The organism is Winogradskyella alexanderae (genome assembly GCF_020166335.1).
Classification (GTDB): domain Bacteria; phylum Bacteroidota; class Bacteroidia; order Flavobacteriales; family Flavobacteriaceae; genus Winogradskyella; species Winogradskyella alexanderae.
Genome location: NZ_JAIUJR010000001.1, coordinates 195,129 through 209,505, shown reverse-complemented (window position 1 = coordinate 209,505; position 14,377 = coordinate 195,129). Strand labels below are relative to the sequence as shown.

General features: G+C 33.7%; 14 protein-coding genes. 8 read left to right on the top strand and 6 right to left on the bottom strand.

From position 1 onward, the window contains the following. Nucleotide 1: 1 nt before the first annotated feature. From LBU54_RS00900 to LBU54_RS00890, 3 genes are all read right to left on the bottom strand, one after another. Nucleotides 2-310 carry an antibiotic biosynthesis monooxygenase family protein gene (locus LBU54_RS00900; RefSeq protein ID WP_224524187.1) on the bottom strand — a complete coding sequence of 103 codons (309 nt, stop codon included), beginning with the start codon at nucleotides 308-310 and terminating at the stop codon, nucleotides 2-4. Between the two features lie 2 nt (nucleotides 311-312). Beyond that, a complete protein-coding gene (locus LBU54_RS00895) occupies nucleotides 313-1,161 on the bottom strand; it encodes an SH3 domain-containing protein (RefSeq protein ID WP_224524172.1) in 849 nt (282 codons plus the stop codon). 189 nt (nucleotides 1,162-1,350) lie between these two features. Then, nucleotides 1,351-2,430 carry an isoaspartyl peptidase/L-asparaginase family protein gene (locus LBU54_RS00890; RefSeq protein ID WP_224524171.1) on the bottom strand — a complete coding sequence of 360 codons (1,080 nt, stop codon included), beginning with the start codon at nucleotides 2,428-2,430 and terminating at the stop codon, nucleotides 1,351-1,353. Between the two features lie 121 nt (nucleotides 2,431-2,551). On the opposite strand from LBU54_RS00890, the gene amaB reads away from it, so the two are divergent. The 5 genes from amaB (at nucleotide 2,552) to LBU54_RS00865 (ending at nucleotide 8,294) form a co-directional block, all read left to right on the top strand. Continuing rightward, nucleotides 2,552-4,105 (top strand): L-piperidine-6-carboxylate dehydrogenase, encoded by a 1,554-nt coding sequence (gene amaB / locus LBU54_RS00885; protein WP_224524170.1) that lies wholly within the window; start codon nucleotides 2,552-2,554, stop codon nucleotides 4,103-4,105. A gap of 116 nt (nucleotides 4,106-4,221) precedes the next feature. Further along, the gene (locus LBU54_RS00880) at nucleotides 4,222-4,914 is read left to right on the top strand and encodes a hypothetical protein (RefSeq protein WP_224524169.1); all 693 of its coding nucleotides are present in this window, start codon (nucleotides 4,222-4,224) and stop codon (nucleotides 4,912-4,914) included. Between the two features lie 43 nt (nucleotides 4,915-4,957). Then, nucleotides 4,958-5,569 (top strand): hypothetical protein, encoded by a 612-nt coding sequence (locus LBU54_RS00875; RefSeq protein ID WP_224524168.1) that lies wholly within the window; start codon nucleotides 4,958-4,960, stop codon nucleotides 5,567-5,569. A gap of 150 nt (nucleotides 5,570-5,719) precedes the next feature. Continuing rightward, a complete protein-coding gene (locus tag LBU54_RS00870; protein WP_224524167.1) occupies nucleotides 5,720-7,090 on the top strand; it encodes a DUF1800 domain-containing protein in 1,371 nt (456 codons plus the stop codon). Between the two features lie 10 nt (nucleotides 7,091-7,100). Then, complete coding sequence (locus tag LBU54_RS00865; RefSeq protein WP_224524166.1) at nucleotides 7,101-8,294, top strand: DUF1501 domain-containing protein; 1,194 nt, start codon at nucleotides 7,101-7,103, stop codon at nucleotides 8,292-8,294. A 217-nt stretch (nucleotides 8,295-8,511) separates the two neighbouring features. On the opposite strand, the gene LBU54_RS00860 is transcribed toward LBU54_RS00865, so the two are convergent. The 3 genes from LBU54_RS00860 to LBU54_RS00850 are packed head-to-tail and all read right to left on the bottom strand — an operon-like array spanning nucleotide 8,512 to nucleotide 11,296. Beyond that, entirely contained in the window at nucleotides 8,512-9,645 is a 1,134-nt protein-coding gene (locus tag LBU54_RS00860) for an ATP-binding protein (protein WP_224524164.1), read from the bottom strand. A gap of 23 nt (nucleotides 9,646-9,668) precedes the next feature. Further along, nucleotides 9,669-10,421: an SDR family NAD(P)-dependent oxidoreductase gene (locus tag LBU54_RS00855; protein ID WP_224524161.1), complete on the bottom strand. Its 753-nt coding sequence runs from the start codon at nucleotides 10,419-10,421 to the stop codon at nucleotides 9,669-9,671. An 11-nt stretch (nucleotides 10,422-10,432) separates the two neighbouring features. After that, nucleotides 10,433-11,296: an aldo/keto reductase gene (locus LBU54_RS00850; protein ID WP_224524159.1), complete on the bottom strand. Its 864-nt coding sequence runs from the start codon at nucleotides 11,294-11,296 to the stop codon at nucleotides 10,433-10,435. 177 nt (nucleotides 11,297-11,473) lie between these two features. Here LBU54_RS00850 and LBU54_RS00845 point away from each other — a divergent pair, with 177 nt between their 5' ends. From LBU54_RS00845 to LBU54_RS00835, 3 genes are all read left to right on the top strand, one after another. Continuing rightward, nucleotides 11,474-12,283 carry a DUF4382 domain-containing protein gene (locus LBU54_RS00845; protein WP_224524157.1) on the top strand — a complete coding sequence of 270 codons (810 nt, stop codon included), beginning with the start codon at nucleotides 11,474-11,476 and terminating at the stop codon, nucleotides 12,281-12,283. Between the two features lie 147 nt (nucleotides 12,284-12,430). Further along, on the top strand, nucleotides 12,431-13,432 hold the full coding sequence (locus LBU54_RS00840; protein WP_224524155.1) for an AAA family ATPase: 1,002 nt from the start codon (nucleotides 12,431-12,433) through the stop codon (nucleotides 13,430-13,432). 76 nt (nucleotides 13,433-13,508) lie between these two features. Continuing rightward, nucleotides 13,509-14,375 (top strand): DUF58 domain-containing protein, encoded by an 867-nt coding sequence (locus tag LBU54_RS00835; RefSeq protein ID WP_224524152.1) that lies wholly within the window; start codon nucleotides 13,509-13,511, stop codon nucleotides 14,373-14,375. The last annotated feature ends 2 nt before the right edge of the window (nucleotides 14,376-14,377 follow it).

Genomic DNA, 14,377 nt, shown 5'->3' with positions numbered 1-14,377 from the left:
GTTAGCTTTTGAATTCATATTCGCGTTCAACTTTACAAATTTTCACATTATACCAGCTATACCATTTTTCTTTACCAAGTTTTTGGGCAAGCATATGTTCTGTATTTATTTTCCAATGTCTAATAGCTTCCAAGCTTTCCCAATAGCTTACTGTAATACCCACTTCATTTCTCGCACTTTCCATACCTAAAAATCCTTTTTGCAATTTTGCCAATTGTTCCATTTTATTGGCCATTTCAGTATATCCAGAAATATTATTAGTGTGCTTAGAAGTAAATATTACAGCAAAATATGGTTTAAAATTATTCATAGTTAGCAACCCATTGGAATATTAAATGCAATTATTTTTTCGATTACCTTATCATCAAAATCCGTGATTATAAACTTCAATAAAATTCTACTTGTTGAAACTGAAATAGGATAATCGTTTATACTTTTCGCGTTTTTAACAAGTTTCATCCAATCTGAACCACAATAATTACTTATTTCTTGTTTCAATTCTTCCATTGAAATATTTACAAATTTAGGCCAGTCTTCGGTAGTGTAAGATAATACTTCAAAAGTACCACGATTAATTTGCTCAATCGGTTTCCAATCAGAGGAATAATGTTTCCATTTTGTAAGATCACAATGTGGACCTTCATTTGAAATTGAAATGCTATTTTCAAACTTTTGAAAGATACTTATTCTTTTGTAGTCTTTGTTTTTAAGAAGCAGTGTTTTTCCTTCTGGTGTATCACCAAGTTCCACATCAACAGTGACAGTATCAGTGTCAAAAAATGATTTAACTTTAAATTCATCAGTACTTTTAAGATTCTTAATTTTCAAACTTAAACCCTTATAATCTACTTCTATGCCTTCGGACATCTCTTTGGATAAGTAACCGTCAAAAACATAACCATATTTGGTACGTGTCTTAACTCTTACCCAGTTACCAGAAACGGTTTTACCATTATCTAAAATCACAAGTTTTTCTCCTGTGTCATCTTCAATTTTTATAGACTGGCCATATTTAAGCTTCCCTATTTTTTTTGAGTTTAAATTTGGTTTTTCTCTAATGGATAATCCATTATCTGCAATAACATAAGCTTGTTCTTGGGACCATGTTGGCGTTGCACAAATTATTAAGGCAACCAATAAAATCTGCTTTAAAAAGTTCATAATTTTTGTTTTTATGTTGAACATTTTAAGCGGTTTTGTTTTGTAGTTGTTAGTTTATAAAAAGAACAAATAAAGTTTTGAACTTTAAATAATTAGGTGAAGTAAGTACTTTCTTGTTAATTAAATACGCTTACGTTTTTGATTTCAGATTCCTATGTATTGTTAAAGTGTTCTTAAAGTTATGGCGTTTTATTTTTCGTAAATGCCAATGCTGAGTTCGCCTTGATCATTCATTTGTGCTCTATACATTCCAGCAGTATTGAATTCTGCTACCATATTCCCGTTTTTATCAAGTGCTACGATGCCACCATCACCACCCAATTCGGCCACTTTATCTAAAACAATTTTAGCAGCTTCTTCTAAACTGAGACCTTTATAATCCATTAAAGCTGAGATATCGTGTGCTACTTGGGCACGTATAAAATATTCTCCCCAACCAGTACTAGAAACACCACAAGTAGAGTTATTGGCATAGGTGCCTGATCCAATTATAGGAGCATCTCCAATCCTACCATAGCGTTTATTTGTCATTCCACCTGTTGAGGTTCCTGCAACGATATTACCTTGTTTATCAAGCGCTACACAACCAACAGTACCAAATTTTGAATTTTTAATGTCGTCATCATAAAAATTATTAAGTGCGGATTTTTTGATAGCACTTTTTTCTTTAATTACCTCTCTTTCCTTTACTCTTTTAAGACTATTGAAACGTCTTTCGGTAAAAAAGTATTCTGGTTCTACAATAGTTAACCCTTGTTCTTTAGCAAAGGTCTCAGCACCTTTACCTGATAACATAACATGCTCTGATTTTTCCATAATTGCTCTTGCCAGATCTATAGGATTTCTTACTGTGGTAGTACCAGCAGATGCACCTGCATTTAAGGTTTTTCCATCCATTATTGAGGCATCTAATTCGTTTGTTTCCGCATTAGTAAAAACAGCACCTTTACCAGCATTAAATAAGGGAGAATCTTCCATAACGTTGATGGTTTTTACGACGGCATCTAAACTACTACCTCCATTATTCAAGATATTATAACCTACCCTAATAGCTTCTTCAAGTTTCGCTTTGTAGGCTTGCTCGCGCTCTGGTGTCATGTTCTTTTTTAATATGGTACCTGCACCGCCATGTATTATAATCGCAAATTTAGACGTTTTTTCCGTAGCTTGAGAATCATGTTTTTGAGATACAGTTGTCTGATTGTTTGTCTCATTTTTGCAATTAAAAAGCACGAGTAATGCCATTAATACTAGAATAGATTTTTTCATATAATTTCCGTTTTTCTCAATGATCTAAAGTTACAGTTTTAAGTAGCTTGCTTCAAGCAAAAATGACAATTTATTAGTAACTTCGCGATAACTTATAGTAATTCACAAAAACTAAATCAATATGGAAGCAATTGCTACCAATTTTGGAATAAAGGAAGCCTTAAATCAGCTTGGAATCAAGGCAGTAAATGAGGGAACTTCTACAGGTTCAAATAACTTCTCAAATGGAGATATCATAGATTCCTTTTCGCCAGTAGATGGCGAATTAATCGCCTCTGTAAAATCAACAACACGTGAAGATTATGAAATGGCCATGAAGACTGCTACTCAAGCGTTTAAAACTTGGCGCTTAATGCCAGCACCTCAACGTGGCGAAATCGTAAGACAGTTTGGTGAAAAATTAAGAGAAAATAAAGAGGCACTGGGTAAATTGGTATCTTATGAGATGGGGAAATCATACCAAGAGGGCCTTGGAGAAGTTCAGGAAATGATAGATATATGTGATTTTGCAGTGGGACTCTCAAGACAATTACACGGACTAACAATGCACTCTGAAAGACCAGGTCATAGAATGTATGAACAGTATCATCCTCTAGGCGTTGTTGGAATTATCTCTGCCTTTAATTTCCCAGTTGCAGTTTGGTCATGGAATACAGCACTTGCATGGATTTGTGGTGATGTTTGTATTTGGAAACCTAGTGAGAAAACACCTATTTGTGGTGTTGCTTGTCAAAATATAATTGCTGAAGTATTAAGAGAAAACAATTTGCCTGAAGGTATTTCTTGCCTAATAAATGGCGATTACAAGGTTGGCGAATTTATGACTAAAGATACACGTGTACCATTAATATCTGCGACTGGTTCAACACGAATGGGTAAAATTGTTGCTAAAGAAGTCGCAGGAAGATTAGGAAAATCATTGTTAGAATTGGGAGGTAATAATGCAATAATAGTAACTCCAGATGCAGATATTAAAATGACTGTAATTGGTGCTGTTTTTGGCGCTGTTGGAACAGCAGGTCAGCGATGTACATCAACACGTCGATTAATAATTCACGAATCTATTTATGATAAAGTAAAAAATGCTGTTGCAGATGCTTACAAGCAACTAAGAATAGGAAACCCATTGGATGAAACTAATCATGTTGGTCCTTTAATTGATAAAGATGCTGTAAAAATGTACGAAAATGCTTTAGAAAGAGTAGTAGAAGAAGGTGGTAAAATAGTAGTTGATGGTGGCGTTTTATCAGGCGACGGGTATGAGTCTGGATGCTATGTAAAACCAGCTATTGCTGAGGCTGAGAATCATTTTGAGATTGTTCAACATGAAACGTTCGCACCAGTTTTATACTTAATAAAATACTCTGGAGATGTTGAAAACGCGATCGAATTTCAAAATGGGGTTGCACAAGGATTATCTTCGGCAATTATGACTAATAATTTAAGAGAAGCAGAACGATTCTTATCACATGCAGGTTCAGATTGTGGTATTGCTAATGTGAATATTGGAACCTCAGGTGCTGAAATAGGAGGTGCCTTTGGAGGCGAGAAAGAGACAGGTGGTGGCAGAGAATCTGGTTCTGACGCTTGGAAGATTTATATGAGAAGACAGACAAATACAATAAACTATACAACAGAATTGCCATTAGCCCAAGGTATTAAGTTTGATTTATAAAATAGTTTTGCTGAATCAGTAAAGCCACATTTCCAAATGTGGCTTTCTTTTTTTAACAGATTTGAACGCAACCTTTTCTTACAAAAACCATCTTCATCTAAATCATCAATGTATAAATGAAATTTCGATCGCTCTCATTGTTTCTTGTGGGATTCTTTTTTTACTATTCGTGTGAAGTTAGATTTGAGCCAAATACAAGAATTTTAGTATTGGGAACCATAGTTGATGAACTTAATGAACCCATAGAAAATGCTGAAATCAAGGTTTACAGCACAAGAGCAACAAGCCTTTTTAGTGACGATGATTTCTTATTAGGCAGAAATTTTAGCAAGCAAGATGGTACTTTTGAAATAGTGTCATTGTTTGATAGGACAGACGACTTTTCAATTGAAATTTATAAAGACAATAACTTTTCAAAATATACTTATCTCACAAGCACAAATGATAATGCGCCAGCTAATCTTGAAATAAATATTGGTACTATTCCCTTAAAAAGAATAGGTAAAGTACATTTTAATATTACCAGGGAGAGTGGTGGGGGCAATGACATTGTGTATTCGTTCAAATTTCGAAGTATAGAGTGTATAGAATTTTACACTGATGATGAGTTGGACATTGATCAAAGTTTTTGTTATGAGGAGATTTTTTCTAATGGCTCACTAAATGACGTTAATCCTGATACAGAAGGAAGCTTTAATACGACCTTTGGTACCATAGTAGAATTTACGTATTCCTTAAATGGTCAAAATTCAATAACAGATACTTTTTTAGTAGATCAAGAAGATTATGATTTTTCATTTACCTATTAGAGATCTACTAATTTGTTTTTTAGTATGCCTATGCACTATAAATTTGAATTCACAAGAGAATTTTGGCGCGCTAAAGGATTCAGTTTTAAACACCAAACAACGCTATATAGCTTATTCCTTGGGTAACCACAACCCAATTGAAACGGGTGACAATTTTATTGGTAAAGGATTACGTGGAAAAGGAGGTTTTAGTTTTAAAATTCAAATATATGTTTATAAACAATTCTTTGTCGGAGGTTCTTTAGGCGCAAGCTATTTTGATGTAAAAGATCAGACAGTGGTAGGTAAGTATAACAGAACTCGAATTGCAGAGAATTTTTTATTCGTTGGTTATGAATTCGTTCTAACTGAAAAATTTAGAATCGGCCTAACGGCTTCTGTCATAGGTTCTTCAAGATATAAGAATAAAAAAAGTAATAGTATCTATCAGGTAGACTCAGCAAATTTTCGTGGTTACGGTTTTTATCTTACGTACGAGTTAGCAAAAGGTTTTATGCTTTATCTGGACTACGCTTATCGTATTGATAAAACAAATATTGATGTTCCAACCGCTTTGGAAACCGTTTTTGATAAAGGAACGTTTAGTCAGATTGGTATTGGTATTAAATTTTCTTTTGTTGGGAAAGATGCAATATCTTCTATTCTAAATAAGTAAAAGTCCACCTAAGGTCACTTACCCGGATGTTCTTACTTTTAGAAGCAATGTGTTGTGACTTTTTTAGTTTTCTTGTCTCAAATAAATAAGTGAGATTACTTTCATTTTTTCGTAATTTAAACCATCAGAAGTCAACACAGTCTTAATTGTATGGAACAAAAACATATACTACATCTTTATTGGCGTGCAGGTTTTGGTTTGAAGCCTAAAGAATTAATTGATCTTTCCAAGTACAGTAGAGAACAAATTGTTGATGATTTATTTGAAAAGTCAAAAGATATAGTTCCATTAGAGAAAGACCTGTCGTATTTTGATTATTATACAAGTAAAGATGTTAGGAATGACAAAAAGAAGCGGCAAGAATTAAATCAGAAGGATAGAGAGAATACCAAAATACTAAATACAATATGGTTAAAAAGAATAGCAACAACAAAAAGAGTGTTGCGTGAACGTATGACCCTTTTTTGGGCGAATCATTTTGTCTGCAAAGACACGCCTACCAGACATGTTTTAGCGTATAATACTATTCTCAGAACCCATGCATTAGGTAATTTTAGGGAATTTGTGAAGGCGATATCTAAGGAGCCGTCGATGATAAGGTTTTTGAACCTCTCCCAAAATAGAAAAAATAGTCCAAACGAGAATTTTAGTAGAGAGTTGTTAGAATTATTCACTCTCGGAGAGGGGAATTATTCTGAAAAGGACATTAAAGAATGCGCAAGGGCTTTTACAGGATATCATTACAATTTTGAAGGAGGTTTTAGGTTTATTCAATTATGGCATGATTACAATGAAAAAACCTTTTTAGGTAAATCTGGTAATTTTGATGGTGATGATATTATAGATATAATTTTAGAGCAGAAACAATGTGCACGATATATATGTGAAAAAGTTTACAGCTATTTCGTAAATGAAGAATTAGATGAAGATAATGTTAGAAAAATGACAGATATCTTTTATCAAGATTATAATATAGAAGGTTTAATGCGTTTTGTTTTTATGTCAGACTGGTTTTATGAAAAGAAAAATATAGGAACAAAGATTAAATCACCAGTCGATTTAATTGTGGGAATTCAACGTATAGTTCCTGTTTATTTTACAAAAAACAATGAACTTTTTAGATTACAAAGCCTATTAGACCAATACTTGCTATTCCCTCCAAATGTAGCAGGATGGAAGGGTGGAAAAAATTGGATAACTACCAATAGTTTGATGTTACGGATAAAACTACCTTCAATGCTCCTTGAAAAAGAAAGCTATTCATATCAGTACAAAGGAAATTTAAAGAACCTCAAGGTAGTGACTGTAAAAAATAAATATCAAGAGAAACTAACCGTTTATGTAGATTGGAAAACATATAAAGAAAATGTAAAGAAATTATCTCTAAAAGTATTAACAAATACCTTGGTATTGTGCGATATAAATGGTGGAACAAAACAGTATATATCTAGTTTTGGAAAACGTCCAAGTAAAAAGAATCTGGTAAAATTAATGTCATTACCAGAATACCAGATGTGCTAAAAGATTAAGAATGAAAAGGCGGGAATTTATTAGAAACAGCTCACTAGCAACTTCGGCGTTGTTAATACCAAACTTTCTTAAGGTTTTCGAAAATGCCGACCCATCAAAGATTGGCCATAAAAAATTGGTTATAGTTCATTTAAAGGGAGGCAATGACGGCTTAAACACAATCGTGCCAGTAACTAATGATATTTATTACAGGTCTCGTCCAAAAATTGGGATAAAAAAAAGTAACACTTTAAAATTAAATGACGAATTAGGTTTTAATGAAAACCTCAAGCCCTTAAAAGAACTTTATGACAAGGGTTATTTAAGCATTATTAATAATGTGGGTTATCCTAATCCAAGTAGATCGCATTTTACTTCCTCTGAAATCTGGCAAACTGCAAGTGATCACGAAAACATACTAGATACTGGTTGGGTCGGAAGATATCTAGACCATTACGGTAAAAAACCTTATAATGCAATTCATGTAGATGATCACTTATCATTGGCTTTAAGAGGTGCCTCTTTAAATGGTATTGCCGTAAAGAATTCTAGGCAGTTATACATGTCTCTTCAAGAGTCTGACTTTAATGAAATTCTGTCTCATTACAGCAAGGATCATTTAACAGAACACAATCTCGGATATTTATACCAAACAATGATAGATGCAAAATCATCTGCAAAGTATCTTTATGACACGGCACTGCGCTCTAAGCTATCAAATAACTATCCAAAAAATTCAATATTGGCAAATCAGTTAAAGGTAATAGGACAGTTTATAAATTCAAGGCTTGACACAAGCGTTTATTATGCAAGTTTGAGTGGGTTCGATACACATTCTGCTCAAAAATCAAGGCATAATAAATTACTGACAGATTACTCAGAAGCCCTCTTAACATTTGTAGAAGATCTCAAATTAAATAATACCTTTAAGGACACATTGATTCTAACTTTCACTGAATTTGGAAGGCGTGTCAAACAAAATTACAGTGATGGTACGGATCATGGCGCTGCTAATAATCTATTTATTGTTGGAAATAATTTAAAACGTGCTGGACTCTATAATTTGCCCGCTGACTTGAAGGATTTAGATGATAATGGAGATCTGAAATATGAAATTGACTTTAGAGAAGTATACGCAACAATAATCGATAAATGGCTTAATGTTGATGACAGAAGAATTCTTAACAGGTCATTTAGTAAACTCAATTTTATCTAAACCAAAATAAAAAACCTTGCATCAAGATGGATTAGCTCCCATTGAAACAAGGTTTATATAAATTGATTAATAGCACTCAAAGATGCACATAAATTTACAGTGAAAGTAAATTTTATGACGAATAGCAAAAAAAAATGTATAATCTGCAAGTTTAACAATCCCTCAACCGACAAGATGCAAAAAACCAAGCCGAAAGAAACAGAGTTGCCGATAAGATTTAACTATACCTTACTTTTCTTAAGATTCTAATCGTCTCTTTGTAAGACTTGTAAAGGGTTTCGTTATATTTTTTTATGTAAGGCTTAGCATAGTCTAATTTAGGTAAGGCCTCCTCGAAACCGTTGAGGTAGCAAATTAAATAACTTGCGGCTAAATTTTCTAAATCCCCAAGTTCATGTGGAGCTAAACGCATTCCTTTTTCTAATTTTTCTAAAATGGAATTATTCGTGTTGTAAATATGATGTAGCACCTTTTTGTTAAATTGTGGAGGTTTAAAAATTAAATTTGCATCAATTGAATAATTAGCATTATTTTCAAAGCTAATCTTGGTTTCTTCTAGCTTATAATATTTAAACGAATTTTGAAGACCAAGTCTAACATATTCAACTATGGAAAAAGAATGATCATTGTATGCAATCGAAACTTCGTCCAATGCCGAATAGAATAAACGGACCTGCTCATTAATAAGTTCAATATCCACTCTGGAGAAAAACACTTCATCTTTAACCTGTTTTCTGTCACCAGACCAACAAAGGACAAAATATTCTTTAAAGACCTTGTATTTTGGGTTGTAGTCCTTTCGCTTATTTAAAAAATCAAAAACACCATCTAAAGTTAATTCAATATTGTTTTGCGCATGGTTTTCGATAGCGGAAACAATTTTAGAATTAACGTCCTTAATCTCAATATCAAATACCTTAGGCATACTCATGCTTCCATCTCTAAAGAAAACAGAGCCTCCATAGTATTTCCAAATATTTTTTCTTAGCGAAGTAATTTTATCAATTGGTCTTATGGTTACTAGACCAACAACCTTATCATCGGGTAAATGTGGGAACGGTATATTTTCATACTGAACAATTGGAGGATTTGTCAGATAGGCATTTATAAGGTTTTGAATTTTACTATCATCAAAAAAATCAGTTCCAATGATTTTATTATCCTCGTCTTGTATACCAATTACTATATATGAGTTGTTTTTTGGGTTGCTGTTTGATAAGGCACAGATATGTTTTAGAAATTTAGCTTTTCCTTCTTTGTAACTAATATCAACCTTCCTTTTTTTGTCATAGAAACTGTTCTCATCGTTATGAGCTAAGAGGTTTTTAATAAGAAGGCGTTTGTTTATCATAGTAACTCATAACAAAGGAAATTCTAATGTGTTTTCTTTATGGTAACCGAATTAGCCTGAGCGGTTGGAAAAACCAAAACATCAGCAAGATTAACGTGTTCTGGCCGTGATATTGTGAAATAAATAATGTCGGCTATATCCTCTGCTTGTAGTGCTTTGTAACCTTTATAAACATTATCTGCTTCTGGGCCTCCTTTAAATCTCACTTCTGAAAACTCAGTTTCAACAAGACCAGGATTAATAGCGCTTACTTTAATTCCAAATGGGTTTAAATCTATACGCATGCCCTCTGTTATAGCTAAAACAGCATGTTTGCTCGCGCAGTATACATTTCCTCTAGGATATACTTCTTTGCCAGCTGACGAACCAATATTAATAATGTGACCTGAGTTTCGTTTTGTCATTCCAGGAATAATCGCCTTGCTCACATAAAGTAAACCTTTAACATTGATATCCATCATGGCGTCCCAATCATCTAAATCACCATCTTGAATTGGGTCTAAACCATGAGCATTGCCGGCGTTATTTATGAGAATATCAATAGTTTTAAAATCTTCAGGGATTGATGCTATTGCCTTTAATGTTTCAGATCTGTTTCTAACATCAAAGTTTAATGTATGAACACTTGTTTGTTTAGAAAGTGTTTTTTTAATGTCGTCTAATCTATTTTGTCTTCTTCCGCAGAGAATTAAATTTATACCGTGATTGGCAAAAACGTGTGCTGTAGCGCGACCAATTCCACTAGTAGCGCCCGTTATTAATGCTGTCTTTTTCATGTTTTTTAATATTAGGGTACTTTATGACCTTGACTTGCCACCAAAATTAAGAACCAATCTTCTAGCTCTAAATCAATCTTTGTGGCACCCATTGCTTGCTGTAATCGTTTATTATTCGTAGTTCCTACAACCGGTACAATGCCTGCAGGATGTTTTAATATCCATGCCAATAGCAATTGATCTTCTGTTGCATTGTATTTGTCTAATAATGCACCGAGCTGTTTGTGTATACGTCGTGTTTGTTCATTATCGTCTTTAAACACATTACCCAGTGGAGACCAGGCCATTGGTTTAATCCCACAAGTTTTCATGTAATCTAAAGTACCGTCGTGCATAGCTGAATGCTCAGTTAGAGAAAATTCAATTTGATTAACATCTATGTCTATTCTTAAGCCAATCATTTCCATTTGAGAAGGTGTGAAATTTGAGACACCAAAGTCTCTTATCTTCCCGTCCTTTTTTAAAATAGTAATAGCTTCTGCGATTTCTTCCGGCACCATTAATGGACTTGGCCTGTGCAATAAGAGCAAATCGAGGTACTCGGTGTTTAAATTGCTCAAAGATTGTTCAACGGACCAAATAATGTAGTCCTTGCTATAATCATAGTGCTTTACCTTATTTTCCCTATTGTCGCAGATATATTGAATACCACATTTAGATATGAGTTGTATATCCTCTCGCTTTATGCCAGAATCAGTAAAGGCTTTTCCAAAGTCCGCTTCAGTCGTGTAGGCGCCATAAATGTCAGCATGGTCAAAGGTGGTAATACCATGTGATAGACAGTGGTTCATAAGATCTGCCATTTCATTTTTAGACAAATTTTTACCCCAACTGCCCCAAGTCATGGTGCCTGAAATTATTTTAGAGTATTTCAATATACTGGATTTATAATATTAATAGCACAATAAAAATAACATAAAATCATCAGAACGAAATATTTCAATCAATAGAGTTCAACCAATTTTAATGCTTAATTTTAACTTTCAATAATAGACTGAAAGTCCAAATTATCTCTTCATTACGTATATAATTTAAATAATAAAAGAGTAAATATGAAAAATATAAGATTTTATATCATTGCATGCTTGACATTTATCGGAGTGTCATGCAATGATACAAGCTATCAGGATAATGATGACACTGCTTATTTATCAATTAGGCTTGTTGATGAACCCGGAGATTATGAAAGTGTTTTTGTTGAGGTTCTTGATGTAATGATAAAATATGAAAATACCGAATCTGCTGAAGAAGATTCTGGATGGGAGTCAATTGGAATTTTGAACCCAGGCGTTTACGATTTATTAGAGCTTACAGGTGGGGTTAGTTTACAGCTTTTAGATAATGAAGAGATTCAAACAGGAATAATCAAACAAATACGATTAATTCTAGGTGATGATAATTCTCTATTAATTGAAGGGGCAGAGGAGCCAATTAGTTTAAATACACCAAGTGCGCAACAGTCCGGTTTAAAGGTGATGGTGAACCAAGATATTCAAGCTGGGTTTAATTATGATTTTGTTTTAGATTTTGATGTTGATGAATCAATAGTTATGGCTGGAAATTCTGGAAATTATAATCTGAAACCTGTGCTAAGGGCAAGTTTAGAGATTAATTCTGGAACGATGATAGGCAATGTACAACCAACAGATATCGTAGTTGAAGTTGAAGCTTCTAATGGAATTGATACGGCATCTACCTATGTCGATTCTGAAGGTAATTTTGAAATACCGGGATTATCAGAGGGAGCATATACAGTTACAGTAGCACCAGACAATGATTCTGGGTTAAGTGTTCAGATTATAGAAAATGTTGAGGTTAATACGGGAGAGATAAGTGACCTAGGAACGATTATTCTAGAGTAGTTAACAAAAAATTATTGAAAAGCGCGATATTCTTGGGATATCGCGCTTTTTTTTTAACCAATTGTTAACAGCAACTACCAATTAATTTTAACACTTTGCAACTTCGAAAAATGTTGTTTAGCTGTTTCGGTATTAAATGTTTAAACTATGGAAGAAACGAGTACTATTGATATAAAATCAATTAATGAGAAGATAGAAAAAGAAAGTGCATTTGTAGACTTACTAACTTTTGAAATGAATAAAGTAATTGTGGGTCAAAAACATATGGTAGAACGCTTGCTTATTGGTCTTTTAGGGCAGGGCCATATTTTATTAGAAGGAGTGCCTGGTCTGGCTAAAACATTGGCAATTAACACCTTGTCAAAAGCTATTGATGCTTCATTTAGTAGAATTCAGTTTACACCAGATTTACTTCCTGCAGATGTTATTGGTACATTGATTTATAACATTAAAGAGAATGATTTTTCAATAAAAAAGGGCCCTATTTTTGCCAATTTTGTATTAGCAGATGAGATTAACAGGGCTCCAGCAAAAGTGCAATCAGCATTGTTAGAAGCAATGCAAGAAAAGCAAGTTACTATTGGAGATGAAACTTTTATACTTGAAAAACCATTTCTGGTTATGGCAACACAAAATCCGGTTGAACAAGAAGGTACATATCCATTACCTGAAGCTCAAGTAGACCGTTTTATGCTTAAAACCATCATTGATTACCCAAAATTAGATGAAGAACAACAAATCGTCAGGGCAAATTTAAAAGGGACTTATGATAAAGTAAACCCTGTTGTTTCACCAAAACAAATTTTAAGTGCCCAAGAAGCAGTCAGAGATGTTTATATGGACGAAAAGATCGAAAAATATATACTAGATATCGTTTTCGCAACGCGTTATCCAGAAAAATACAATCTTCCAGACTTAAAACCACTTATTTCTTTTGGAGCTTCGCCACGTGGAAGTATTAACTTAGCCACTGCAGCAAAATGTTATGCATTCATTAAGCGAAGAGGTTATGTTATTCCAGAAGATGTTCGTGCTGTGGTACATGACGTATTACGTCATAGAATAGGTATCACCTATGAAGCGGAGGCCGAGAATGTAACTTCTGAAGACATCATCGATAAAATCGTTAACGTAATCGAAGTACCATAGGAATTTAGATTTGAGAGTAACGAAATCGCGATTTTGATAAATCGTAAATCAACAATCTTCAATCGAAAATTGAAAAATGGATACTAAAGAACTTCTAAAGAAAGTACGAAAAATAGAGATTAAGACTAGACGGTTGTCTGATCATATTTTTGGTGGCGAGTATCACTCAACATTTAAAGGGAGAGGTATGACCTTTTCTGAAGTTAGGCAGTATCAGTTTGGTGATGATGTTAGAAATATAGACTGGAATGTAACCGCCCGATATAACGAGCCATTTGTAAAAGTCTTTGAAGAAGAACGCGAGCTCACAATGATGCTCATGGCCGATGTTTCTGGGAGTAAATTTTTCGGCACAAAGAATCAGTTCAAAGACGAAATAGTTACAGAAATAGCAGCAACTTTGGCCTTTTCTGCAACACAGAACAATGATAAAATTGGGCTCATCTTATTTTCTGATGAGATTGAACTTTATATTCCTCCTAAAAAAGGCCGATCTCACGTTTTGAGAATTATTAGGGAGTTGATAGAATTTAAACCTAAAAGCAAGAAAACCAATGTTAGCATGGCTTTTAAGTTTTTATCTAATGTGATGAAAAAGAAAGCGATTGTCTTTGTTTTGTCAGATTTTATTGCAGATGAATATAAGCATAACTTAAAAATCTCTGCTGGTAAGCATGACATAACAGGCATAAGGATTTACGATAAGTATGAGGCTACCATACCTAATATTGGAATGGTCCAAATGGAAGATGAAGAGACAGGTGAATTACTTTTAGTAAACACAGCATCAAAAAAGGTAAGAAATAACTACGAAAAGTTTTACAGAGAAAAAGTAGAATACTTTAAAGACAGTTTTACAAAGTCTGGTGCTGGCACCATAGATTGTAGAGTTGATGACAGCTATGTAAAAAAATTGCTAGGCTATTTTAAAAGAAGAGGATAATC